Genomic DNA, 24,945 nt, shown 5'->3' on the forward strand with positions numbered 1-24,945 from the left:
CTCCCGCCGCGAAGGCTGCTCCGGCGGAGGCTGCACCCGCGGCTCCCGCCGCGAAAGCGCCCGCGGCACCGGCTCCCGCCGCGCCGGCCGCCAAGGCTGCTCCCGCTGCCAAGGCGCCTGAGGCCCCGGCCGCGCCCGGTGCGCCCAAGCCCGGCCCCGCCGCCGCGACCCCGCAGCCGCCGCGTCCGGGTGGCACCCCGCGCCCCGGCAACAACCCCTTCGCGTCCTCGCAGGGCATGGGCCAGCGTCCCGCCGGCCCGCGTCCGGGCAACAACCCCTTCGCGTCGGCGCAGGGTATGGGCCAGCGCCCGAGCCCCGGCAACATCCCGCGTCCCCAGGCTCCGCGCCCGGGTGCCCCCCGCCCCGGCGCTCCGCGTCCGGGTGGTGCGGGTCGCCCCGGTGGCGGCGGTCGTCCCGGCGCTCCGTTCCAGCAGCGTCCCGGCGGTCCCGGTCGTCCCGGCGGTGCCGGCGGCGGCTTCCAGCGTCCCGGCGGCGCGCCCGGTGCGGGCGCACCCGGCGGCTTCGCCGGTCGTCCCGGCGGTGGCGGCGGTCGTGGCCGTGGTCCCGGCGGTGGTACCGCAGGTGCCTTCGGCAAGGGCGGCGGCAAGTCGAAGCAGCGCAAGTCGCGTCGGGCGAAGCGCCAAGAGTTCGAGATGCGGTCGGCGCCGATCGTCGGCGGCGTCAACGTCTCGAAGGGCAACGGCGAGATCATCCGCCTGCGCCGCGGCGCATCGATCGCCGACTTCGCCGACAAGCTCGAGGCCCTGCGCGGCTACACCGTGCAGCCCGGCACGCTCGTGACGATCCTCTTCAACCTCGGCGAGATGGCCACGGCCACCGAGTCGCTGGACGAGGCGACGTTCGAGGTGCTCGGCGCCGAGCTCGGCTACAAGATCCAGATGGTCTCGCCCGAGGACGAGGACAAGGAGCTCCTCGAGGGCTTCGGTCTCGACCTCGAGGCCGAGCTGGAGGCGGAGAACGAGGAAGACCTCGAGATCCGGCCTCCGGTCGTGACCGTCATGGGTCACGTCGACCACGGTAAGACGCGACTGCTCGACGCCATCCGCCAGACCAACGTGGTCGCGGGCGAGGCCGGCGGCATCACGCAGCACATCGGTGCGTACCAGGTCTGGACCGAGCACGAGGGCATCGAGCGCGCGATCACCTTCATCGACACCCCGGGTCACGAGGCGTTCACCGCCATGCGTGCCCGTGGTGCGCAGGTGACCGACCTCGCGATCCTCGTGGTCGCGGCCGACGACGGCATCATGCCGCAGACGGTCGAGGCTCTGAACCACGCGCAGGCGGCGAACGTCCCGATCGTGGTCGCGGTGAACAAGGTCGACAAGCCCGACGCCAACCCGGCCAAGGTGCGTCAGCAGCTCACCGAGTACGGCCTGGTCGCAGAGGAGTACGGCGGCGACGTCATGTTCGTGGATGTGTCGGCTCGTCAGGGCACGGGCATCCAGGAGCTCCTCGACGCGGTGCTGCTCACGGCTGACGCGGGCCTGGACCTCACGGCCAACCCGAACAAGGACGCGCGCGGTGTCGCCATCGAGGCGAAGCTCGACAAGGGTCGCGGCTCGGTCGCCACCGTGCTGATCCAGTCCGGAACGCTCCGCGTCGGCGACGCGATCGTCGCGGGCACGGCTTACGGCCGCGTCCGTGCCATGGCGGACGAGAACGGCGACCCGGTCCTCGAGGCCTACCCGTCGCGTCCGGTGCAGGTGCAGGGTCTGAACTCGGTGCCGCGAGCCGGCGACACGTTCATCGTGACCGAGGAGGACCGCACGGCCCGCCAGATCGCCGAGAAGCGTGAAGCGGCCGAGCGCAACGCCCAGCTGGCCAAGGCCCGCAAGCGCATCTCGCTCGAGGACTTCACCCGCGCTCTCGAAGAGGGCAAGGTCGAGTCGCTCAACCTCATCATCAAGGGTGACGTGTCGGGTGCCGTCGAGGCGCTCGAGGAGTCGCTGCTCAAGATCGAGGTCGACGACTCCGTCCAGCTGCGGATCATCCACCGCGGTGTCGGTGCGATCACCGAGTCCGACATCAACCTCGCGACGATCGACAACGCGATCGTCATCGGCTTCAACGTCCGTCCCGACACGAAGGCGCGCGAGCGCGCCGCCCGTGAGGGTGTGGATGTCCGGTTCTACTCGGTCATCTACAACGCGATCGACGACGTCGAGCAGTCGCTCAAGGGCCTGCTCAAGCCGGAGTACGAAGAGGTCCAGTCGGGTGTCGCCGAGATCCGCGAGGTGTTCCGCTCCTCGAAGTTCGGCAACATCGCGGGTGTCATCGTCCGCTCGGGCACGATCACGCGCAACGCCAAGGCGCGCGTCATCCGCGACGGCGTGGTCCTCGCCGATGGCCTGGCCATCGAGTCGCTGCGTCGCTTCAAGGACGACGTCACCGAGGTCCGCACGGACTTCGAGTGCGGTATCGGCCTCGGCAAGTACAACGACATCCAGGTGGGCGACGAGATCGAGACCACCGAGATGGTCGAGAAGCCCCGCGCGTAAGTCGCGCAACGTGAGGGGCGTCCTGATCCGTCAGGGCGTCCCTCACGCTTCGAAAGGAGCATCATCATGTCTTCGGAACGTCAGGCCCGTCTGGGCGACCGCATCCGCGTGATCCTGGCCGAGAGGCTCGAGAAGGGTCTGCGCGACCCGCGCCTGGGCTTCGTCACCATCACCGACGTCCGCGTCACGGGTGACCTGCAGCACGCGTCGGTGTTCTACACCGTGCTCGGCTCCGCCGAGGAGCGTGAGGATTCCGCCAAGGCCCTCAAGGCGGCGACCGGGATGCTGCGCTCCGAGGTGGGCAAGCACCTCAATGTGCGCCTCACCCCGTCGCTCGAGTTCATCCCCGACGCGATCCCCGAGAACGCCGGCCACATCGCCGACCTCCTCCGTGAGGCGCAGGAGCGGGATGCCGCGGTCGCGGGTCTCGCCGCCTCCGCCACGTACGCCGGCGACGCCGACCCGTACCTCAAGCCGCGCGAACTCGACGACGACGAGTAAGCGCACCACAGCGCACGCAGAACGCCGCGACCGGCTTCCTCGGTCGCGGCGTTCCGCGTACCGGGGCAGATGCGGTCAGAGGGGGAGGCGCAGCATCCCGTCGGATGCCTCGGCGAGCCCGTCCCCGATGAGCGAGTCGATGGCGCGGTCGCGCTGCAGCGCGTCAGGCCAGTCCGGCACGACGTCGGCGAGCGGCACCGCGTGGGTCGCAGCATCCCTCAGCGTCTTCAGTACCGCGCCGCGCGCCTGCCGGTCGCTGCCCTCGTACCGCGCCTGCTTGCGTCGCTCGTCGCCCGTGTCGGGCCGGCCGGCGGCGAGCCAGGCGCAGCGGTCGCTGAGGGGACACGCCTCGCAGCGCGGGACGCGCGCGGTGCAGACGGTCGCGCCGAGCTCCATCGCCGCCGCGTTCACGACGGCGGCCGTGGTGCGGTCCGGAGGCAGGATCGCCTCCATCGCCGCGAGGTCGCGGCGCGACGGCGGCCCGGGCTGCGACCTGCCGTCGATGGCGCGCGCGAGCACCCTTCGCGTGTTCGTGTCCACGACGGGATGCCGGTCGCCGTACGCGAAGACCGCCACGGCCCGAGCGGTGTAGTCGCCGATGCCGGTCAGCGCGAGCAGCGCGTCCACGTCGCGCGGGACGACGCCGTCGTGCCGGTCGCGGATCTCGACCGCCGCCCGGTGCAGCCACAGCGCCCGCCGCGGGTACCCCAAGTTCGCCCACTGTCGCACCGCGTCTGCGGGGGCGGCCGCCGCGAGGTCGTTCGGCGTCGGCCATCGCGTGAGCCACGCCTCGAGATGCGGGATGACGCGGTTCACGGGTGTCTGCTGCAGCATGAACTCGCTCACCAGCACGCCCCACGCCCCGAATCCGGGCCGCCGCCACGGCAGGTCGCGCGCGTTCTGGCGGTACCACTCGACCAGGGGAGCAGCGAGGTCGGGCATGCCTTCCAGCGTAGGCGTCGCTCACCTCTGAGCGGTTCTGCATCACGACATCGTCACGATGCCGCCGCCGACTGTGCACGACCCTCCAATGGCTCCGTACTGTGCTCATGAGACCTATCGGGAGAGTTCATGCGCCTTACGGCATCCGCCACCCTCCTTGTCGTGGCGGCCGTCGTGCTGGCCGGCTGCTCGAGCCCGGCTGCGCCAGGGGCGTCGACGCCTTCGAAGAGCCCCGACGCATCTGCCACGACGGCCGCAGCGGAACCGAGCGCGACCGCCGGCGCGACACCCACCATCGATTCCGAGGACCCCTCGACCTGGCTGATCACCGACTCGGGCATCGGCCCGATCGAGCTGGGGATGCCGTTCTCCGGCGCGCTCGAGCTGATGCCGCCCGGCACGACGAATGACCCCGAGCGGTGCGCGTGGCTGGCGTGGTGGACGTCGCAGGACCAGGACTACAACGTGTACACCGCCGGATCCTCAGACGCGGCGGACGCCGGTCCCGTCGGCTTGATCGCGACGGAGGGATGGGCCGGCGCCGCGGCGGCGCCCGGCCCTCGTACGGCGGACGGAGTAGGGGTGGGCTCGACAGTGGACGAAGTGCGTACCGCCTACCCCGACGCGGTCGAGACCCCGGACTCGATCGACTCGTCGATTGTGCACTTGCGGGCCGGAAGGATCTTCTTCACCTATCGGGAAGATCCGGTGATCGCCGCTGTCACCGTGACGGCCATGGATGTGCCCCCGTACGAGCTCTGCGGCTGACCCCCGGGTCGGGGCCGCCACGCCGTCGGCCGTAGGCTGGACGCATGCGCCTGCCCGTCACTCCGACAACGACGCTGTGGCGCGAGCTGCGCGACCGTGTGCGCCGGCGGTACCCCGCCGGCCGCGTGATCGTGGCGATCGACGGGCTCGACGGTGCGGGCAAGACGGTGTTCGCCGACGGTCTCGCCGAGGTGTTCGCCGAGACCGGCGACGCCGTGTTCCGCGCGGGGATCGACGGCTTCCACCGCCCCCGCGCCGAGCGGTACCTGCGCGGGCGGCGCAGTCCGGAGGGCTTCTACCGGGACTCGTACGACTACGCCACGTTCCGCCGCGTGCTCATCGACCCGTTCCGCGACGGCGCGCAGACCGCCGGCACGACCGGTTTCCAGCTCACCGCGTTCGACGTCGCGCGCGACGCTCCTGTCGAGTCGCAATGGGTCACCGCCCCGCTCGACGCGGTGCTCGTCGTCGACGGCATCTTCCTCAACCGTCCCGAACTCCAGGACCTGTGGGATTGGTCGCTGTGGCTCGATGTCCCCGTCGATGTCGCCTACGCCCGGATGGCGCTGCGTGACGACTCCGATCCCGACCCCGACGCCCCCTCGAACGCGCGCTATCGACAGGGACAGGAGATCTACCTGAACGAGGCACACCCGCGGGACGCCGCATCCGTCATCGTCGACAACGCCGACCTCGCACACCCCCGGATCGTCGGGCGCAGCTGATGGCGGCACCCGGAATCCTGCTGGTCGACAAGCCCGGCGGCATCACCTCGCACGACGTCGTCGCTCGCGCGCGACGCGCACTCGGCACGCGCAAGGTCGGCCATGCCGGCACGCTCGACCCGATGGCGACGGGCCTGCTCGTCCTCGGGGTCGAGGGCGCGACGAGGCTGCTGACCTTCGTGGTCGGGCTCGACAAGACGTACGAAGCGACCATCCGGCTCGGTGTCGCGACCGACACCGACGACGCCGAAGGCCAGACGGTGTCGACGACGGATGCCTCGTCCCTCGACTCCGCCGAGATCGCCGCCGGCATCGCCGCACTGACCGGGCGCATCTCGCAGGTGCCCAGCACCTACTCGGCCATCAAGGTCGACGGGCGCCGCGCCTACGACCTCGCCCGCGCGGGGGAGGAGGTGCAGCTCAAGGCCCGCGAGGTGACGGTGTCGCGCTTCGACGTCCTCGCCGAGCGGCGGTCCGGCGACACCGTCGACCTCGACGTGGTCGTCGACTGCTCGAGCGGCACCTACATCCGCTCGCTCGCGCGCGACCTCGGCGCCGCACTCGGCGTCGGCGGGCACCTCACTGCGCTGCGGCGCACGCGGATCGGCCCGTTCGAGGTCGCGGCGGGCGCCCCCCTCGGCGCGCCCCCCCGCGCGCCCGCGGGGGCGCAGGGGGCGCGCCCGGTGGGGGGGCGCGCCGCCCCCCGCCGTCGACGCGCTCGCCGACGCGCCCCTGCTCGGCCCCGCGGCCGCGGCGACCGCCGTTCTCGGCAGGTTCGACGTCACCGCGGATGAGGCGCGCGACCTCCGCCACGGCAAGCGACTGCTGGGCGCCGCAGAGCGCCTGCCCGCCGATCCGACCGCCGCGATCGATCCGGACGGCGTGCTCGTCGGCATCGTCGAGCGCCGCGGCGCCGACGTGAAGAGTGCGATGAACATGCCCGAGGAGGCCGCCCGATGATCCTGTGGTTCACGATCGCGCAGGTCGCCGTCGCCGTCGCGGCCGGGCTGTTCTGCGTGATCGCCGGCCTCGCGGGTCGTCGCCCGAGCGACTGGACGGTCGGCTCGCTGGCGCTCGTCGAACTGCTGCTTCTGGTGCAGGTCGTGATCGCGATCGTCGCGCCGCTCACGGGCAATCCGCCGTCGGGGAGCCTGCTCGAGTTCTGGGTCTACCTCGTGTCGGCGGTGCTGCTGCCGTTCGCCGCGGTCGCGTGGGCGCTCCTCGAGCGCAGCCGCTGGAGCACGGTGATCATGGGCATCGCGGCCTTGTCCATCGCGGTCATGGTGTGGCGCATGTACGTCATCTGGACCGTCCAGGTGGCCTGAGAAGCCGCGACCTCGGCGACAAGAACTAAACTCGTCTGGTTATGTCGACCACTCCCGCTCGCCCCCGCATGACCGGCATCGGCCGCGTGCTCGTGATCGTCTACGCGATCATGGCCCTCGGCGCCACCGGTCGGTCCTTCGTGCAGATCGTCGAGCGTTTCGACGAGGCATCGGTCGCCTACACGCTGTCGGCGCTCTCCGCGGTCGTCTACATCGTCGCGACGCTCGCGCTGATCTTCGCCGGCCGCCGCGGCTGGTACGTCGTGGCGTGGGTGGCGATCGTGTTCGAGCTCGTCGGAGTGCTGGTCATCGGAACGCTGAGCCTCGTCATGCCGGAGCTCTTCGCCCACCCGACGGTGTGGTCGTGGTTCGGCATGGGCTACCTGTTCGTCCCGCTCGTGCTGCCGTTCCTCGGCATCTGGTGGCTCGCGACGCACCACCCCGCGGCCGCGGCGCAGACCCCCGCACCCGCGGCGGTCGCATCGTGATCGTCTTCCGCGATCCGAGCGAGGTGCCCGCGGGCTTCGGCCCCTCCGTCGTCGCGATCGGCAAGTTCGACGGCGTGCACTCGGGGCATCGCGCGGTCATCGACCGGGCGCGGGTGGATGCTGCGGCCTCCGGTGCGCGCGTCGTCGCAGTGACGTTCGACCGCAACCCGCTGGCGCTCTTGCGCCCCGAGATCTGCCCCGACAGCCTGGTGGGTGTGGAGCAGAAGCTCCGTCTGCTGGCAGACGCGGGCGTCGACGCGACGCTCATGCTCACCTTCGATCGGGCACTCGCCGACCTCGGCGCGCGGGAGTTCGTCGAGCACGTGCTCGTCGGCGCGCTCGGCGTGCGGATCGTGATGGTCGGCGCGGACTTCCGATTCGGCCGCGGCGGCGCCGGAAACCCCGAGCTGCTGCGCGAACTCGGCCCTGAGTTCGGCTTCGAGGTGGACGTCGTCGACGACGTGCGCGCCATCGACGCCGGCCGCCGCGTCTCGTCGACATGGGTGCGGGAGCTGCTCGACGCCGGCGACGTCGGCGGCGCGACGCGTCTGCTCGGCCGCCCTCACTCCGTGCGCGGCGAAGTCGTCCACGGACTCAAACGCGGACGCGAGCTGGGCTTCCCGACCGCGAACCTCCCGGCCGACCTGGAGGGCTTCGTGCCCGCCGAGGGCGTCTACGCCGGATGGCTGGTGGACGAGGGGATGCCTCGGGACGGAGCATCCGAACCGCGCAGCAGCGTGCGGTACCCGGCGGCGATCAGCATCGGAACGAACCCCACCTTCGACGACGTGACGGTCCGCCAGGTCGAGGCGTACGTGCTCGACGAGACCGACCTCGACCTCTACGGACACGTCGTCGAGATCGAGTTCGTGTCGCGGATCCGCGGTATGGTCGCGTTCGAGGGGATCGAGCCGCTCATCGCGCAGATGAGCGACGACATCGTGCGCGTGCGGCGCCAACTGACCTGACGCACCGGGCCGCGGCATCCGTCCGTTCGTCGGCACCATCCTCGACCCGTAGACCCGCGCACCCGCTCGCCCCTACGATCGAGGCGTGCACGCGCTGGACCTGCTGGCGGCCGCCGATGCCGCCGATTCCGTCAACCTGTGGGGTGCGCTGGGGTGCGCGGTCGCGTACTCCGCCTCGCTGCTGGCGACCCTCGACGCGTTCGCGGATCTCATCCTCGCGCGCGGCGACTCGCCGGCAGGGCGGCTGACACCGGGCATCGGCATGAAGTTCGCGTCGAAGCTCATCGCGGCCGCGATCGCGGTCGTGTCGGCGGCCATCGTGCTGGCGCTCGATGACAACTGGTTCGCGTTCACGACGCTGTCGATCGCGTTCATCTTGGTCGTGGGCATCGGCGTCTTCGTGCTGCTGCGGCACGCGAAGGTCACAGCATCGCCGCCGGCGGCGACGGGCGGTGGAGGCATCCGTCCCGCCTCCTGATCCTGAAGCCGATGCTCATGTGAGCAAAGTCTGTTCAGATGTTGGCGCCCGCCCATGGTCTGTGTCAGCCTGGAGGAGACGACGGAAGGAGGATCGTGGACGCCGTCGACGAACTTCTCTCGATCCGCGCCGCCGAGCTCTACTACGAGGAGAACCTCACGCAGGAGGAGATCGGCCGCAATCTCCAGATCACGCGCTGGAAGGTCGGACGCCTGCTCACGCAGGCGAAGGAAGAGGGTTTCGTCCGCATCGAGATCCTCCACTCCCGCGCGCGCCGTCCACAGCTGGAGCGACGCCTGCGCGACGAGCGCGGCCTGGCCGACGCCGTCGTGGTCTCGCGTGCGGGCGTCCGCAGCGAGGATGAGCTCCAGCAGCGTGTCGCGCAGGCGGCCGCCGACCACCTCGCAGGTCTCCGCCCGAGCCCGCGCGTGCTCGGTGTCAGCTGGGGGCGCACCCTCTCCGACATCGCACACCACCTGCGCGACGGCTGGTCGCAGGCCACCGACGTCGTGCAGATCAACGGCGGCGTCAGCATGAGTCAGCGTCCCGGCACCGCGGCGGCCACCGCGGTCAGCATCGCTCAGAAGGGCGGGGGCACGGCAGCGCTGCTGCCGAGTCCTGCGATCCTCGAGCAGCGCGCGACGAAGGAGGCCATCGAGGCCGACCGCGTCGTCGCCAGAGTGCTCGACGCCGCGCGCTCGGCGAACGCGTACCTGTTCAGCGCGGGCCCCGCCGACCACAGCTCCGTCCACGTCGACTCCGGCTACCTCACGACGGCCGACATCGATCGACTCGTCGCCGCGGGCGCCGTCGGCGACGTCGTCGGGCGGTACATCGACGCCGACGGACGCATCGTCGACGCCGATCTCGATGCTCGCACGGTCGGCCTCTCGCTCGATGATCTGCGGCGTGCCGACATCGCGATCGCCGCGATCGCCGGAACGCCCAAACGCGCGATCGCGGCCGCCGTCGTCGCCTCGCGCCTGTGCACCGTGCTCGTCACCGACGAATCGACCGCGCAGCACCTGCTCGGCGGGTGACACGCGGCGTCAGCATCCGATTTCTCGAACCCCAACGAAAGCCAGGTCAGGACATGTCAGGCACCTCCATCATGACGCTGCCCGAGCGGGCCGTCGAGCTGCTCGGCGGGCAGCCCGACGACACGACACTGCGCCGCTACCTCCACGGGCTCCCCGGGGTCGACGCGGTCGGCCTCGAGCAGCGCGCCGCCGCGCTCGGCACCCGCTCCATCAAGACCACGTCGAAGGCGTGGGCGCTCGACAAGATCATCGAGCTCATCGACCTCACCACCCTCGAAGGCGCCGACACCCCGGGCAAGGTGCGCTCGCTCGTCGCGAAGGCGCTCAACCCCGACGCCTCCGACCCGACGACCCCGCGCGTGGCCGCCGTCTGCGTCTACGGCGACATGGTGCCGTACGCCGTCGAGGCGCTCGGCGCGGCGCACGGCGACCCCGATGACGGGGGAGTGAGCGTCGCCGCCGTCGCCACCGCCTTCCCGAGCGGCCGCGCGTCGCTCGACATCAAGCTCGCCGACACCGCCGAGGCGGTCGCCCACGGCGCGGACGAGATCGACATGGTCATCGACCGTGGGGCTTTCCTCGCCGGGCGCTACGGGCTCGTCTTCGACCAGATCGCCCGAGTGAAGCAGGCCTGCCGTCGCGAGGACGGCTCGTACGCGTCGCTGAAGGTCATCCTCGAGACCGGCGAGCTCAACACGTACGACAACATCAAGCGCGCGTCGTGGCTCGCGATCCTCGCGGGCGGCGACTTCATCAAGACCTCGACCGGCAAGGTGCAGCCGGCGGCGACGTTGCCGGTCACGCTCCTCATGCTCGAGGTCGTGCGCGACTGGCACCGTGCGACCGGCGAGAAGGTCGGCGTGAAGCCGGCCGGCGGCATCCGCACGTCGAAGGACGCCATCAAGTACCTCGTGACCGTCGCCGAGACCGTGGGCGAGGAGTGGCTGCAGCCGCACCTGTTCCGCTACGGCGCATCCAGCCTCCTCAACGACGTGCTCCTGCAGCGTCAGAAGCTGAAGACCGGCCACTACTCCGGCGCCGACTACGTGACCATCGACTGAGCTTCGACGAGCACAGCTACCGAAGGACTGACATGAGTTTCCTCGAATACGCACCCGCCCCCGAATCCCGCGCCATCCTCAACCTGCGCGACGAGTACGGGCTGTTCATCGACGGCGAGTTCCGCCCCGGATCGGGCGAGTCGTTCGCCACGATCTCACCGGCCGACGAGAAGCACATCGCGGCCATCGCCTCGGCGAGCGAGGCGGATGTCGACGCCGCCGTCGCCGCCGCGCGCCGCGCCTACGACAAGACGTGGTCGAAGATGAGCGGCCGCGACCGCGGGAAGTATCTCTTCCGCATCGCGCGTCTCGTCCAGGAGCGTGCCCGCGAGCTCGCCGTGGCGGAGAGCCTCGACAACGGCAAGCCCATCAAGGAGAGCCGCGACGTCGACGTTCCGCTGGTCGCCGCATGGTTCTTCTACTACGCCGGCTGGGCCGACAAGCTCGATTACGCCGGCCTCGGCGCCGACCCGCGCTCGCTGGGCGTCGCGGGCCAGGTGATCCCGTGGAACTTCCCGCTGCTCATGCTCGCGTGGAAGATCGCCCCGGCGCTCGCGGCGGGCAACACCGTCGTGCTGAAGCCGGCCGAGACCACGCCGCTGTCTGCGCTCATCTTCGCCGAGATCCTGCAGCAGGCCGATCTGCCCCCGGGCGTCGTCAACATCGTGACCGGCGCCGGTGCGACCGGCGCGGCCCTCGTGCGGCATCCCGATGTGAACAAGGTCGCCTTCACGGGCTCCACCGCCGTCGGGCGCGAGATCGCGAAGGCCGTCGCGGGCACCGACAAGAAGCTCACGCTCGAGCTCGGCGGCAAGGCCGCGAACATCGTGTTCGAGGACGCCCCCATCGATCAGGCGATCGAGGGCATCGTCAACGGCATCTTCTTCAACCAGGGGCACGTCTGCTGCGCCGGCAGCCGCCTGCTCGTGCAGGAGTCGATCCACGACGAGGTCGTCGACCGGCTGAAGGACCGCCTGTCCACGCTGCGCCTCGGCGACCCGCTCGACAAGAACACCGACATCGGAGCCATCAACTCGCGCGAGCAGCTCGACCGCATCAAGGAGCTGAGCAAGGTCGGCGAGGAAGAAGGCGCCGAGCGCTGGAGCGCGCCGTGCGTCATCCCCGACAACGGCTTCTGGTTCGCGCCGACGATCTTCACGAACGTGCAGGCGTCGCACCGCATCGCGCGCGACGAGATCTTCGGCCCGGTGCTCTCCGTGCTGACGTTCCGCACGCCCGCCGAGGCGATCGAGAAGGCCAACAACACGCCCTACGGACTGTCGGCCGGCATCTGGACCGACAAGGGCTCGCGCATCCTGGCCGTCGCCGACCGCCTGCGCGCGGGCGTGGTGTGGGCGAACACGTTCAACCGGTTCGACCCGTCGTCGCCGTTCGGCGGCTACAAGGAGTCCGGCTACGGCCGCGAGGGCGGCCGCCACGGACTCGCCGCTTACCTCAAGGGCGCGCCCGCCGTCGGAACCGGCGCCGCCCGCGTCGAAGCCGGCCGTTCGAAGAAGGAGGTCTCGGCATGAGCAAGCGACTGACCGTTCCCAAGACGTACAAGCTCTACATCGGCGGCGCCTTCCCGCGCAGCGAGTCGGGTCGCACCTACGAGGTGGCGACGCCGAAGGGCGACTTCCTCGCGAACGCCGCGCTCGCCTCTCGCAAGGACGCCCGCGATGCCGTCGTGTCAGCCCGCGGCGCCGTCAAGGGCTGGTCGGGTGCCACCGCGTACAACCGCGGTCAGGTGCTCTACCGCGTCGCCGAGATCCTCGAGGGCCGCCGCGCCCAGTTCGTCGACGAGATCGTGCAGCAGACCGGGGTCTCGGCCGCGGTCGCCGGCGCCGAGGTCGACGAGTCGATCGACCGCTGGGTCTGGTACGCCGGCTGGTGCGACAAGTTCGGCCAGGTCGCCGGCAACGGCAACCCCGTCGCCGGTCCGTACTTCAACATCTCGGTGCCCGAGCCGACCGGGGTCGTGGGCGTCATCGCCCCGCAGGACACCGCGCTCGTCGGCCTGGTGTCGGCCATCGCGCCGGCGCTCGTCACCGGTAACTCGGTCGTCGTCGTCGCGTCGCAGCGGTACCCCCTCTCGGCAATCTCGCTCGCCGAGGTGCTCGCGACCAGCGACGTGCCCGGCGGAGTCGTCAACGTGCTCACCGGGTCGCCGGCCGAGATCGCCCCGTGGCTCGCGTCGCACCCCGACGTGCACGCGCTCGACCTCGTCGGCGCCGGCGAGCTCGACTGGATCGACCTCCAGATCGCCGCGGCCGAGACGCTGACGCGCGTGCTCCCTCCCGAGAACGGAACGGATGCTGCGGCCCCGAGCCTCGCTCGCATCAGCGCGTTCACCGAGACCAAGACCGTCTGGCACCCGAAGAGCCTGGTGTAGCCGCGCGGGACGACCGACCCCGGAGCGGAACGGATGCCTCAGGACGAGGCATCCGTTCCGCTCCGTTCGTCGACCGCACCCCCACAGACGAGACCGCACGACAGCACCGAGGCTTGCCGTGCCCAGGTGCTGTCGTGCGTTCTCGCAGACGGTTGCGCGTGGGCTACGCGAACATCTGGCGCAGCGCGGCGAGGTCTCCGGCGCCCGGGAAGTGCTATCGCGAGGTCTCGTGGCGAGAGAAGGTCCCGTCACGTCAGATCGAGGCCGCCCCACTGGCCGGGCTCGCGGAGTTCGCCGTAGTGCACGTCGACGTCGTCCGCGGACACCGAGGCGACGCACGCCAGAAGTGACAGGGTCGGGTAGCCGAGCGGGCGGTTGTCGCGGATGATCGCACCGTCGTCCGTGGGCGCGAGCTCGGCCGAGCGCTCGAGGACTTCGACCCACGGCATCCACCATCGTCCGTCCACGGCAGGCTCCGTCGACTGGAACTCGCCCAGCCACCGGGCGATCCGGGGTGTGCCGCTGTCGTCGACGTCGTCGTGCGCGATCATGTGCGTGCCGGGTTCCAGCTCCGTCGTGCGGAGCGCGACGCCGTCCCACGTGAGCACGCGCGCGTGCGCGCCGTCGACCTCGACGAGATTGAAGCCGTGCGTCGCGGGCTCGCCGGCGGGGGAGCGGCCCGCGACCGCGTCGAGCACGATGCCGCCGCGCGACACGAGCTCGGATTCGGGGCGCGTCGACTCGTCGGCGCGGTTGAGGAGCACCGCGAGGCGGCCGGCCGCCGGATCGGCCGCGAGCCAGGCGCCGCCCGCGCGTACATCGCGCACGCCGACGACGCCGTCGTGCGCCTCGGGCCACCAGCGGCCGAGCGGGTTCCACGGCCGTTCGGGATCCTCGTCGCGGATCGCGAGCACGCGCGTGGGCTCTTCCGGCGACTCGGGGACGCGGATCACGACGGTGCACATTGCGGCGCTCCTCGGGTGGGTCGTACGGCGGGTGGGCCGGTGTTCGGGCAGTCGTGCCAAGATCGGAGGGTGTTCGTCGTGGTCGGGGTCACCGGTGGCATCGCCGCCTACAAGACGGTTCAGCTCGTGCGCCTGCTCGTCAAGGACGGGCACGAGGTCCACGTCGTCCCCACGGAGGACGCGCTGCGCTTCGTGGGGATGCCGACCTGGGAGGCGATCAGCCGTCACCCCGTGACGACCTCCGTCCACGACGACGTCGCACGGGTTCGTCACGTCGCGCTCGGTCAGGCGGCCGACCTCGTGATCGTGGCGCCCGCGACGGCGAACACCTTGGCGAAGATGACCGCGGGGCTCGCGGACGACCTCCTCGGAACGACCCTACTCGCCACCACGGCACCGGTCGTCGTGGCGCCCGCGATGCACACCGAGATGTGGCGACACGCCTCGACGGTCCACAACATGGCGGTGCTGCGCGAGCGCGGCGTCATCGTGGTCGGACCGGCGGACGGTGAGCTCACCGGCGGCGACAGCGGACCGGGACGGATGTCGGAGCCCGAGGTCATCGTCGAAGCCGCGCTCGCCGCGGCCGAAGGCGGCGCCGGTGACCTGCGCGGACTGCGCGTCGTCGTGAGCGCCGGCGGCACCCGCGAGCCGATCGATCCCGTCCGCTACATCGGCAACCGCTCCAGCGGTCGGCAGGGCGTCGCCGTCGCACTCTCCGCCGCGGAGCGCGGAGCCGACGTCGTGCTCGTCGCCGCCCACGTGGACGACGGCGTGCTGGCCGCGGCATCCGCTCGTCCTGGTCTGCGGGTCGTGCGCGCGGGCACCGCGGCGGAGCTCGGCGAGGTCGTCGCGGCGGAGGCGGGAGCGGCCGATGTCATCGTGATGGCGGCCGCGGTCGCCGACTACCGCGTGGCCGAGGTCTCGCCGCTCAAGCGCTCCAAGGAGTCGGCTCCGGTCGGCGGCATCACGCTCGACCTGATCGAGAACGACGACATCCTCGCGGGACTCGTCCGGAGCCGGCACGAGGGGCAGACGATCGTCGGATTCGCGGCCGAGACGCCAGGCGACGGTGAGACCCTCCTCGACCGAGGGCGCCGCAAGGCAGCGCGCAAGGCGGCCGATCTGCTCGCGGTGAACGAGGTGGGCTGGTCGAAGGGATTCGAGGCCGCCGACAACGCCGTCACGATCATCGGCGCCGACGGCGAGGTCATCGGTGCCCGGCGAGGGAGCAAGGAAGACGTCGCCGAAGCCCTCTGGGACGCGGTCCGCATGGTGCGCGAAAGCCAAGCCAAAACAAAGTAACGAATAAGTAACGGCGCATGTAGAGTGGTCCGCACCACGTCGACGACGACGTGGGTACGACCCCCGGAGGACATGCCCGATGCCCTACTCCGCGGCATCCGATCGCGCCCGCGACCGGATCCACGCCCTGTCCGTCATGTGCGTCCTCGCGATCGCGAGCCTGGTGATCGCCTTCCTCGGCGCCACCCCTGCGCGCGTGAGTTCTCGAGAGCTGATGGGGGACGAGCGGACGCCGGGAGAAGCCGCGTTCATCGCCAGCCATCGCGGCGGAGCGGCGACCGCGCCCGAGAACACGCTGCCCGCCATCACGGCCGCGCTCGCGGCCGGGTTCGACTACGTCGAAGTCGACGTCGCGCTCACCGCAGACCGGCAACCCGTGCTCATGCACGACAAGACGGTCGATCGCACCACCGACGGTCACGGGCGGCTCGCCTCCCTCAGCCTGGCCGAGGTGAAGGCCCTCGACGCCGGCGCCTGGTTCGCCCGCGGCTTCGCCGGCACTCCGGTCCCCACCTTCGTGGAGTTCCTCGACGCGCTCGTCGCCGCCGACGGGCGCGCGATCGTGGAGCTGAAGGGCGAATGGGATGCCGCGGCCGTCGATGCGGCGGTCGCCGAGGTCGCCGCGCGCGGCCTCGAGCGCCGCATCGTCTTCGCGAGCTTCGATGCGCGGACGCTCGCGCTCGCCGCGGCCGGATCGGACGTGCTGTCGCGGCTGCTCATCCTGAAGCAGCTCCCGTCGGACGTCGTGAGCGCGGTCGCCGAGGCCGGAGCGCGCGGTGTCGTCGTGAACCGCAAGGCGGTGCTCGCGCGGCCGGGCATCGTCGATGAGCTGCACGCCGCAGGTGCGCGCGTGGTCGTCTACACGCTCAACGACGACTCCCAGTGGGACGAGGTCACGGCGCTCGGCGTCGACGGCATCGTCACCGACGACCCGCACACGCTGTCGGAGTGGCAGAGCGCCTACGCCGGCCCGTGACGCCTGTGCTCGTGCGCGCGGCGTGGCCCCCGGCATCCGTCCGCCCGTCTCGTTAGGGTCGAAGGCGCGTCGCCCTTCCGTCTTCCGCGGCGCGCGAGAGGTGGCGTGGGAATGGTCGTGCAGAGCCGGTTGACGCGGATCGTGATCGGGTGCGTCGCGCTCACGGCCCTGGCGGCTGTCGTCACCGGATGCCGGCCCGAGTCCGAGGCGACGCCCTCGAGCAGTCCCTCGATCACGATGAAGGACCAGACGCCGGATCCGTCTCCGACCCCGGTCGAGACCGAGAAGCCCCAGGCCGATTTCGAGGTGCCCGGCGCGTGCGAGGAGATCTACTCCGCTGCGATGCTCGCGCAGCTGCAGTCGGCGAACCCGCCCCTCAACGACCCGGGGGTGACGATGCTCTCGACGGAGAACGCCGACCTGCTCGAGATCATCCACGGCGGAGCGCCGACGCTGCGCTGCTCGTGGGGGCAGCCGAGTGAGTTCGGGCTCGCGACGAACGTGACTGTGGTCGACGCCGATCAGGAGAAGGCCGTGCTCGCGGCGCTGCCCGTGGCGGGCTTCGGCTGCGAAGCGCTCGGCGACGGCACCGTGTGCCGCATCGAGCAGAAGGGCGTGACGCTCGACGACAAGGAGTACACCCGCGGCGAGACCCACTACGTCGGCGGCGGCGGACTCGTGACCACGGCGTGGATCAACTTCGCCCCCGAGGGGTACACCGAAGACATCGTGGCGACGCTCTGGGGCTGAGTCCCGCGTTTTCCCGCGCGGGTTTGCCCCGTTCCGGGGTCCGTTCCCCTAGAATGGTGCGCGGGGAACCGCTGACGATGTCGCAGCTCGCAGAAGCGAGTGCCCGCGACCGCCGGTGCCAATCCCTGATCCCGCGTTCGCGACGGCGTTCGCGCCGCCCGCGGGAGCACGCAGAACCATCGGTGTCATCCGATTCCCGCCGGACCCCCTATCCGGCATTCACGCTCAGGAGGAGCATGCCGACCACGGCACCCGCCCAGACGGCGCAGCGTCGCCGCAAGTCCTCGTCCGCGCGCCGCGACGACGAGGCCCCCATCATCCCGATCCTCGCCCGCAAGGTGCGCGAGGTCGAGGCGAAGGCCCAGCGCGGCAAGCTGGGGCCGACGAACCGCGTCAAGTTCCAGGTCATCGCCTTCCTCGTCCGCGAGGAGCGGGCGCGTGTGAAGGGCGACACGGAGCTGACGGATGCTGCGCGCGCCGAGTTGCTGAAGCGGCTCGACGGCGTCGCCACCATCCTCGCGAAGACCGCTGCGCGCGACACCTCGCTCATCCAGCTGCTCGAGGTCGACCAGGCCACCTCTCCCGTCGCCCGGCGCATGCGCCGTGACTGGCTGCTGGAGTCGGGTGCCGAGCTGGCCCCCGACGAGCTCATCATCACCGACGTCGCCCCAGTGGTGGCAACCGTCGTGCCGGCCGCGCTCGCGGAGCGTCAGGTCGTGCCGCAGCAGGTCGAGGCACGACGCGAATCCAACCCGTTCCTCGCGCCCGACCTCACGGCCCGCGCCCCGAAGCAGACGCCGCGCCGGCGCCTGGACAGCTGGGAGCTCATGGGCCCGCTGTACAAGGCGTTCGAGACGGGTGCCGGCGGCGCCGCCGCCTCGATGGACCTCCCGCCGGTCCCCGAGTTCGACCGCCTGTCGCCGAAGGGCCTCGAGGTCATGCCGCACCAGTCGCGGTTCCTCGAGTCGGTGCGCGCCGGCCACCGGACGTTCCTCCTCGCCGACGAGCCGGGCCTCGGCAAGACGGCGGAGTCGGTGCTCGCAGCATCCGTCGCGGGTGCGTATCCGCTCCTCGCGGTCGTCCCGAATGTCGTGAAGATGAACTGGGCGCGCGAGGTGGAGCGCTGGACGCCCCACCGCCGTGCCACGGTGATCCACGGCGACGGTGAGGGCATCGACGCGTTCGCCGACGTGTTCATCGTCAACTACGAGATCCTCGACCGCCACCTGTCGTGGCTCAGCTCGATCGGGCTGAAGGGCATGGTCGTCGACGAGGCGCACTTCATCAAGAACCTCACCTCGCAGCGCTCGCAGAACGTGCTGGCGCTGGCGACGCGCATCCGCGAGCAGACGCCCAACCCGCTGCTGCTCGCCCTCACCGGTACGCCGCTGATCAACGACGTCGAGGACTTCGACGCGATCTGGCGCTTCCTCGGCTGGACCACCGGCGAGAAGCCCGGCCCGGTGCTGATGGAGAAGCTCGACGAGACCGGGCTCACGCCCGCCGACAAGGCGTTCTATCCCGAGGCGCGCGACGCGGTCATCTCGATGGGCATCGTGCGGCGCAAGAAGAAGGATGTCGCGGCCGACCTGCCCGACAAGCTCATCGCCGACCTCCCCGTGGAGCTCGACGACGAGTTCGGGCGCTCGATCCGCCAGGCCGAGCGCGAGCTCGGTGAGCGTCTCGCCGCGAAGTACCGTCGCATCATCGAAGCGCGCGGCGACCGCGGCCACGGCCCCGGTCACATCGACGAGGACATCGTCCGCCTGGTGGCGCACAACGAGCTCGAGGAGTCGAAGGCCGCCGGCACCGGCTCGGAAAACGTCTTCACCATGGTGCGCAAGATCGGCCAGGCCAAGGCTCAGCTCGCCGCCGATTACGCCGTGCAGCTGCAGCGCTCGGTCGGCAAGGTCGTGTTCTTCGCGAAGCACATCGACGTCATGGACACCGCCGAGGCGCACTTCGCGGCCGCGGGGCTCAAGACGGTGTCGCTGCGCGGCGACCAGGCCACCACGGCCCGCCAGCAGGCGATCGACGCGTTCAACAACGATCCCGACGTGGGCATCGCGGTCTGCTCGCTCACCGCGGCGGGCGTCGGCGTGAACATGCAGGCGTCGTCGAACGTCGTGCTGGCGGAGCTGTCGTGGACGGCTGCCGAGCAGACGCAGGCGATCGACCGCGTGCACCGCATCGGCCAGGACGAGCCCGTGACCGCGTGGCGCATCATCGCCGCCCACACGATCGACACCAAGATCGCCGAGCTCATCGACTCGAAGCAGGGCCTCGCGGCCCGCGCGCTCGACGGCGAGGCCGTCGACCCGCAGTCGAGCGACTCGGTGCAGCTGTCGGCGCTCATGCACCTGCTGCGTCAGGCGCTCGGCGCCGCGTAACACGCGATTCGATAGGGGCGGTGCGATTTCGCACCGCCCCTTCGTCGTCTGCAGGAGCGTGATCCCGGCCCGCTAGGGTGGCGGGATGTCTGTCGACGCCGACGTCCTGCTGGCGGGCCCGCGCGGCCGTCGCCTGTGCCTGGAGTATGCGCTGGCGTGCGCGTTCCGGGCCGAGACGACCGAGAGCCGTGCGGCTGCGAACACCGTCTGGTGGGCGGCCGGCGCCTTCGAGACGAACGGCACCACGATCGTGCTCCGCTCCCGCGGCGACAGGACGCGGTACGACCCGCCGACGGCATCACCCGCGGACGCGGCCGCGGCGCTCGACGTGATCGAGCTCGACGCGCCGACTTCCGCGACGCTGCGCGATGCGCTCGCGGCATCGGTGCAGGCGGCGATGTACTGGCAGGAGCCGGACGGGCGTGATCTGCTGTGCGCGACCGACGACGTCCGTGCGGCCCTTCGCCGCGTCGCGGCGTTCCTCGCCGGCTCGCCCCTCGCCGGGTGGTGGAGTGACGGTGTCGCGGAGGGCGACCAGTGGGCCGTGCCGTGGGACGGTGCCGGTCGGGCCTCCTCGGAGGTCGCGGCGGACCTGCGCGGGTGGCGCGAGCGGACGCTCGCCGACAACGCCCTCGCCGTTCGCGAGCGCCCCGACGATCCTGCCGCGCCGTGGAGTGGTCCGTGGTGGTCGATCCCGCCGACCTCTCTGGTGCGGACGACTCGCGCACTCGCCGGCGACGGGCCGGCGGGACTCTGGTTCGTCGAGGACTCCCTCGGCCAGGAAGCCGCCTCGGCGACGCCCGTCGACGTGTACCCGGCGCGCGTGGTCGAGATCGACGGTCCGGAGGACTGGGCGCGGCTGTGCGCGCAGCATCCACTCGATGTCACCGCCTCGCGACGGCAGGACTGGTACCGCGTCACTGGGCTCGACCGCAGGTGGATCATCCCCGACTGGGTCGCCGTCGCCGCCGAGGCGGACGCCGTCCATCTCAGCGTCGCGGGATACCTGTCGACCGCCACACGGCTGATCGAGGTCGACGGTGACCGTGCGTCGGTGCTCGCCGGATGGAACCCCGATGAGACGTTCTGGTTCCGCGGGACGTCGGCACGCCCGGCGGGCGCGCAGCGCTGGCGGCGCGGAAACGATGTCTGGGAGCGCGTCGCGGACTGACCCCGCCTGGGCCCGCGGGCCCCGTGTGGCAGGCCGGGCCATCCGGCACTAGTGTCAGGGGAGGCAGCGACGCCGACCCTCTTCACCGACCCGACAGCGAGGAACACAGCAATGAAGATCGGCATCCTGACGAGCGGCGGCGACTGCCCCGGGCTCAACGCAGTGATCCGTGGCGTGGTGCTCAAGGGCACGACGAACTACGACCTCGAGTTCGTCGGCATCCGCGACGGCTGGCGCGGTGTGGTCGACGGCGACTTCTTCCCGCTGACCCGGCACGAGGTGAAGGGCCTGTCGAAGGTCGGCGGCACGATCCTCGGCACCTCGCGCACGAATCCGTACGAAGGACCGCGCGGCGGAGCCGAGAACATCGCCAAGACGATGTACGGCCACCGCCTCGACGGCATCATCGCGATCGGTGGCGAGGGAACCCTCGCGGCCGCGAACCGCCTCTCGAACGACGGCATCAACGTGCTCGGCGTCCCGAAGACGATCGACAACGACCTGCGCGCCACCGACTACTCGTTCGGCTTCGACACCGCCGTCAACATCGCGACGGACGCGATGGATCGCCTCCGCACCACCGGCGACTCGCACCAGCGGTGCATGGTCGCCGAGGTGATGGGCCGCCACGTGGGCTGGATCGCCCTGCACGCCGGCATGGCCGCGGGCGCCCACGCCATCTGCATCCCCGAGGTGCCGATGTCGATCGATGAGATCACCGCGCTCGTCTCGAAGGCCCACGATCGCGGCCGCGCTCCGCTCGTGGTCGTGTCGGAGGGCTTCACCCTGACCGGCATGGACGAGGCTTACAGCGACAAGGGGCTCGACGCGTTCAACCGCCCGCGCCTCGGCGGCATCAGCGAGATCCTCGCGCCCGAGATCGAGCGCATCACGGGCATCGAGACCCGCGCCACCGTGCTCGGCCACATCCAGCGCGGCGGGTCGCCGTCGGGCTTCGACCGCGTGCTCGCGACACGCCTGGGCCTCCACGCCGCCGACGCGGTCGTCGACGGCGCGTGGGGTCAGATGGTCGCGATGCGCGGCACCGACATCGTGCGCGTCCCGTTCGCCGACGCGCTCGGCGAGCTCAACACCGTTCCGCTCTACCGCTACGAAGAGGCCGCCGCGCTGTTCGGCTGACACTGCGCGAGGGGATGACGGATGCCTCGGCCCGAGGCATCCGTCCGCACCCCTGACGTGACGCTCGCACGCGTGCCACGATGGCGTCGTGGCTGGGGTGGCCGTGAGTCCCGTGCTGATCGGACGCCAGGGGGAGTTCGAGGCGCTCCGCCGCGCGCTCGCGGACGGCCGAGCCGGAGTTCCCCGCGCGATCGTGATCCGCGGCGAGGCGGGGATCGGCAAGACCCGGCTCGTCCAGGAGGCGATCCTGTCGTTGCGGGCCGACGCAGCGGCAGACGATCCGCCGGTGGTGGTGGCGACGGCTCAGTGCGTCGACGGTGGTGACGGTGCTCCGCCGTTCCACGCGCTGCGGGGACTGGTCCGTGATCTGCGGGCAGGCGTGGGCGACGGGCTGCTCGACAGCGCGGCGGCATCGCCGGGTGTGCGGCGCACTCTGGGCGTGCTGGTCCCGGAACTCGCGGAATCCGCGGCGACGGTCGCGCCCGAATCGATCGAACCTTCCTCCGACCTCGTCTCGGACACGATCGAGACCGTCGTGGAGCGCCTCAGCGAGCGGTTCCACGTCGTGGTCGTCGTCGAGGACCTGCACTGGGCGGACGCCCTCACGGCATCCTTCGCCTCGCTGCTCGCGATCACCCTCCGTGGTCGGCACCTCAGCGTCGTCCTGACCTATCGGTCCGACGAGGTCGCGGGCCGGCCCGCGCTGTCGGGCGTCGTGGCGCTCGAGGCCCGGCGGGACATCGAGCACCTGGAGCTCGCGCGGCTCTCCGGCGCGGAGGTCGGCAGCCAGGTCGAGGCGATCGCGCCAGGCCGGTTCTCCGGTGCGGACGCCGACGCGATCGCCGCACGCAGCGGCGGGGTGCCGTTCTTCGTCGAGGAGCTCGTCTCGCTCGAGGGGGAGGAGCTGCCCGGGGCGCTTCGCGACCTGCTGCTTCTCCGATACCGCAGCGCCTCGCCGGGGGCACGGCAGATCGTCGCGCTGCTCTCCGTCGGCGGAGACGACGTCGACCACGACATCCTCCTGCGGGTGTCGGGAAGAGATCGTGCGGTCCTCGACGACGGTGTCCGGGAGGCGCTCGAGCGAGGGCTCATCGCGGTGACGGCGACCGGCTACGGGTTCCGCCACGCCCTGCTGCGGGAGGCCGTTTACGGTGACGTTCTGCCCGGCGAGCGTCGCGATGCCCACCGCGTCTACGCCGACGCGCTCGAGGGCGCCGGCGCATCGTTCTCGACGCTGGCCGCGGTCGCCGAGCATCGGGCGAGGGCCGGAGACGTTCCGGCTGCGTTCGACGCCACGGTGCGGTGTCTCGCTCAACCCGGTTCCGAACTCGCGCCGTCTACGACAGCGGCGCTCTGGCGCCGCCTCGCCGACTGGTGGGACGACGTCCCCGATGCGCAAGACAGGGTCGGCGGTGCGTCACGCATGGAGGTGCTTCGACGCGCGGCGGAGTACCTCTGGCACGCCGGCGACTACCTCGAGGCGCGTTCGCTCGTGACGACCGCGCTCGCCCTTCCGGGCCCGAGCGATCCGGTCGAACGTGCCGCCGCGCTGTGGTGGCTCGTGATGTGCGAAGGATGGATCACGAACCGGGCCGACGAAGTCGCACTGGTGGAGGCCGAAGGGCTCCTCACCGGGCGCGAGGAGCCCGCCGCCCGGGCGCTGCTCGCGCTCGTCCGAAGCCTGCTCGGCCGCCACGACATCGATGCTCTGCAGGCGGCGGTCGTGACCGCTCGTGACGCGGGAGATCCCTCGGCGCTCGCGATCTGCCTGACGAACCTGGCGGCGCGGTTCGAGCACGACGGCGAAGAGGACCTCGCCGCGTCCGCCGCCGGCGAAGCGCTCGCGGTGGCACCCGGTCCTGCGGAGCGCCACCGTGCTCGGCTGATACTCGCGAACATCCGGCTCTTCCAGGGGTGCTACGAAGATGCGATCGAGGTCTATGCCGTGATGCTCCGGGAGGCAGTCGACGCAGGGCGGGAGCGTGGTCACGGTGCGATCGCGATGCTGCTGCTCGGCCAGGCGCTCCTTCCGCTCGGTCGCGTCGACGACGGCGCGGCGCACGCGCGCCGCGCGCTGCGGCTTCTCGTCGTGCCGCCCGACCGATCAGCAGCGCTGCGCATCCTCGCGGAGGTCGACCTGTGGGCCGACCGGCCGGATGCCTACGCCGAGAAGCGCCACCTGACCCTCGACGAGATGCCCGAGGTGTTGGACGTGCCCGACGAGGACGCCGGATGGCGCCGGCTGGACCTGCTCGAGCGGCTCGTCCGGATCTCGGACGAGCACGACGGGCGCCGCAAGCTCGATCTGCTCCCGGGTGCCCTCGAGCTCGAGACGGTCCTGCGCACCTCCGAGACGCAGTCGTGGGTGCGCCCGTGGGGACTTCCGCTGCGAGTCTGGCTGGTCGCGGAGGCCGACAGCGTGCAGGGCATGGACGCCTCCATCGACCGCGGCGTCGACGGCGTACGTGGAGAGGCCGAGGCGGTCGCCGCTGAGCTCGCGGACCGTGGCGCGCTCACTCCGCTCGTCGCCTGTGCCGCTGCCGAGCTTGAGACGGATGTCACGCCCCCGGCCCGCGTGACCGCGTGGAGGGCCGCGCTCGCCGCGGCGCGCGACGGCCACGGCCTCCCCATCCAGTTCGCGCACCGCGCCAGGCTGCGACTCGCCGAAGCGCTGGTCGCGTCTGGCGACCGCCCCGGCGCGGAGGCCGCGCTCGCGGAGCTCCGAGATCAGGTTCCGGCAACGGGGGACGCGCTCGTCGCGCGATGGGCCGACGAACTCGCGGCCCGTGCCGGTCTGCGCGGCGACCCGGGCTCGAGGATCGCCTCGCTCACCGAACGCGAGTCACAGGTTCTCGAGCTCGTCGCGCGCGGCATGACCAATCCGCAGATCGGCCGCGAGCTCTTCATCAGCCCGAAGACGGCGTCGATCCACGTGTCGTCGATCCTCACGAAGCTCGGCGTGGCCAACCGCACGGAGGCCGCCGCGTTCGCCCGCGAGGCTCGTCTCTGACCGCACCGGCGGCCGGTCTCGTCGAGCC

At 71.4% G+C, this 24,945-nt stretch carries 21 protein-coding genes and 1 pseudogene; 20 read left to right on the plus strand and 2 right to left on the minus strand.

Features of this window, described 5'->3' with window-relative positions; genetic code table 11:
- Both infB and rbfA read left to right on the plus strand, forming a co-directional pair.
- Window positions 1-2,522, plus strand: a 2,522-nt coding sequence (gene infB / locus ACLBXX_RS10510) for a translation initiation factor IF-2 (RefSeq protein ID WP_447657986.1), incomplete at its 5' end; no start/stop codon positions are given.
- Between the two features lie 66 nt (window positions 2,523-2,588).
- Window positions 2,589-3,023, plus strand: coding sequence for a 30S ribosome-binding factor RbfA (gene rbfA, locus ACLBXX_RS10515; protein ID WP_056370212.1), 435 nt, complete (start codon window positions 2,589-2,591; stop codon window positions 3,021-3,023).
- Between the two features lie 75 nt (window positions 3,024-3,098).
- Here rbfA and ACLBXX_RS10520 read toward each other — a convergent pair whose 3' ends face one another.
- Window positions 3,099-3,965 carry an A/G-specific adenine glycosylase gene (locus ACLBXX_RS10520; RefSeq protein ID WP_447657987.1) on the minus strand — a complete coding sequence of 289 codons (867 nt, stop codon included), beginning with the start codon at window positions 3,963-3,965 and terminating at the stop codon, window positions 3,099-3,101.
- Between the two features lie 162 nt (window positions 3,966-4,127).
- On the opposite strand from ACLBXX_RS10520, the gene ACLBXX_RS10525 reads away from it, so the two are divergent.
- From ACLBXX_RS10525 to ACLBXX_RS10575, 11 genes and pseudogenes are all read left to right on the plus strand, one after another.
- Window positions 4,128-4,733 carry a hypothetical protein gene (locus ACLBXX_RS10525; RefSeq protein ID WP_447657988.1) on the plus strand — a complete coding sequence of 202 codons (606 nt, stop codon included), beginning with the start codon at window positions 4,128-4,130 and terminating at the stop codon, window positions 4,731-4,733.
- Between the two features lie 44 nt (window positions 4,734-4,777).
- A complete protein-coding gene (locus ACLBXX_RS10530) occupies window positions 4,778-5,458 on the plus strand; it encodes a uridine kinase (RefSeq protein ID WP_447657989.1) in 681 nt (226 codons plus the stop codon).
- Window positions 5,458-6,418: pseudogene (truB, locus tag ACLBXX_RS10535) on the plus strand (tRNA pseudouridine(55) synthase TruB). The gene ACLBXX_RS10530 and the pseudogene truB overlap by 1 nt, the downstream one beginning before the upstream one ends.
- Entirely contained in the window at window positions 6,415-6,783 is a 369-nt protein-coding gene (locus ACLBXX_RS10540) for a hypothetical protein (protein WP_045296346.1), read from the plus strand. The pseudogene truB and the gene ACLBXX_RS10540 overlap by 4 nt, the downstream one beginning before the upstream one ends.
- Before the next feature lie 41 nt (window positions 6,784-6,824).
- The gene (locus ACLBXX_RS10545; protein WP_447657990.1) at window positions 6,825-7,271 is read left to right on the plus strand and encodes a hypothetical protein; all 447 of its coding nucleotides are present in this window, start codon (window positions 6,825-6,827) and stop codon (window positions 7,269-7,271) included.
- Complete coding sequence (locus tag ACLBXX_RS10550) at window positions 7,268-8,239, plus strand: bifunctional riboflavin kinase/FAD synthetase (protein WP_447657991.1); 972 nt, start codon at window positions 7,268-7,270, stop codon at window positions 8,237-8,239. The genes ACLBXX_RS10545 and ACLBXX_RS10550 overlap by 4 nt, the downstream gene beginning before the upstream one ends.
- Before the next feature lie 85 nt (window positions 8,240-8,324).
- Window positions 8,325-8,717: a hypothetical protein gene (locus ACLBXX_RS10555; protein ID WP_447657992.1), complete on the plus strand. Its 393-nt coding sequence runs from the start codon at window positions 8,325-8,327 to the stop codon at window positions 8,715-8,717.
- Between the two features lie 95 nt (window positions 8,718-8,812).
- The gene (locus tag ACLBXX_RS10560) at window positions 8,813-9,757 is read left to right on the plus strand and encodes a sugar-binding transcriptional regulator (RefSeq protein ID WP_447657993.1); all 945 of its coding nucleotides are present in this window, start codon (window positions 8,813-8,815) and stop codon (window positions 9,755-9,757) included.
- Window positions 9,758-9,810: 53 nt separating this feature from the next.
- On the plus strand, window positions 9,811-10,818 hold the full coding sequence (deoC, locus tag ACLBXX_RS10565) for a deoxyribose-phosphate aldolase (RefSeq protein ID WP_447657994.1): 1,008 nt from the start codon (window positions 9,811-9,813) through the stop codon (window positions 10,816-10,818).
- A 32-nt stretch (window positions 10,819-10,850) separates the two neighbouring features.
- A complete protein-coding gene (locus tag ACLBXX_RS10570; RefSeq protein WP_387146637.1) occupies window positions 10,851-12,350 on the plus strand; it encodes an aldehyde dehydrogenase family protein in 1,500 nt (499 codons plus the stop codon).
- On the plus strand, window positions 12,347-13,210 hold the full coding sequence (locus ACLBXX_RS10575) for an aldehyde dehydrogenase family protein (RefSeq protein WP_387146640.1): 864 nt from the start codon (window positions 12,347-12,349) through the stop codon (window positions 13,208-13,210). The genes ACLBXX_RS10570 and ACLBXX_RS10575 overlap by 4 nt, the downstream gene beginning before the upstream one ends.
- A 248-nt stretch (window positions 13,211-13,458) precedes the next feature.
- On the opposite strand, the gene ACLBXX_RS10580 is transcribed toward ACLBXX_RS10575, so the two are convergent.
- Window positions 13,459-14,175 (minus strand): NRDE family protein, encoded by a 717-nt coding sequence (locus tag ACLBXX_RS10580; protein WP_447657995.1) that lies wholly within the window; start codon window positions 14,173-14,175, stop codon window positions 13,459-13,461.
- Between the two features lie 69 nt (window positions 14,176-14,244).
- On the opposite strand from ACLBXX_RS10580, the gene coaBC reads away from it, so the two are divergent.
- From coaBC to ACLBXX_RS10615, 7 genes are all read left to right on the plus strand, one after another.
- The gene (gene coaBC / locus ACLBXX_RS10585) at window positions 14,245-15,480 is read left to right on the plus strand and encodes a bifunctional phosphopantothenoylcysteine decarboxylase/phosphopantothenate--cysteine ligase CoaBC (protein WP_447657996.1); all 1,236 of its coding nucleotides are present in this window, start codon (window positions 14,245-14,247) and stop codon (window positions 15,478-15,480) included.
- Between the two features lie 79 nt (window positions 15,481-15,559).
- Window positions 15,560-16,456, plus strand: coding sequence for a glycerophosphodiester phosphodiesterase (locus tag ACLBXX_RS10590; protein WP_447657997.1), 897 nt, complete (start codon window positions 15,560-15,562; stop codon window positions 16,454-16,456).
- A 111-nt stretch (window positions 16,457-16,567) separates the two neighbouring features.
- Entirely contained in the window at window positions 16,568-17,206 is a 639-nt protein-coding gene (locus tag ACLBXX_RS10595) for a hypothetical protein (protein WP_447657998.1), read from the plus strand.
- Between the two features lie 236 nt (window positions 17,207-17,442).
- Window positions 17,443-19,596, plus strand: a complete 2,154-nt coding sequence (locus ACLBXX_RS10600) for a DEAD/DEAH box helicase (RefSeq protein WP_387146658.1) — start codon at window positions 17,443-17,445, stop codon at window positions 19,594-19,596.
- Window positions 19,597-19,681: 85 nt separating this feature from the next.
- Window positions 19,682-20,767, plus strand: coding sequence for a hypothetical protein (locus ACLBXX_RS10605; RefSeq protein WP_447657999.1), 1,086 nt, complete (start codon window positions 19,682-19,684; stop codon window positions 20,765-20,767).
- Between the two features lie 111 nt (window positions 20,768-20,878).
- Complete coding sequence (locus tag ACLBXX_RS10610; RefSeq protein WP_387146664.1) at window positions 20,879-21,907, plus strand: ATP-dependent 6-phosphofructokinase; 1,029 nt, start codon at window positions 20,879-20,881, stop codon at window positions 21,905-21,907.
- An 88-nt stretch (window positions 21,908-21,995) separates the two neighbouring features.
- Window positions 21,996-24,917, plus strand: a complete 2,922-nt coding sequence (locus ACLBXX_RS10615; protein WP_447658000.1) for a helix-turn-helix transcriptional regulator — start codon at window positions 21,996-21,998, stop codon at window positions 24,915-24,917.
- The last annotated feature ends 28 nt before the right edge of the window (window positions 24,918-24,945 follow it).

This window comes from Microbacterium sp. C23T, from assembly GCF_053345975.1.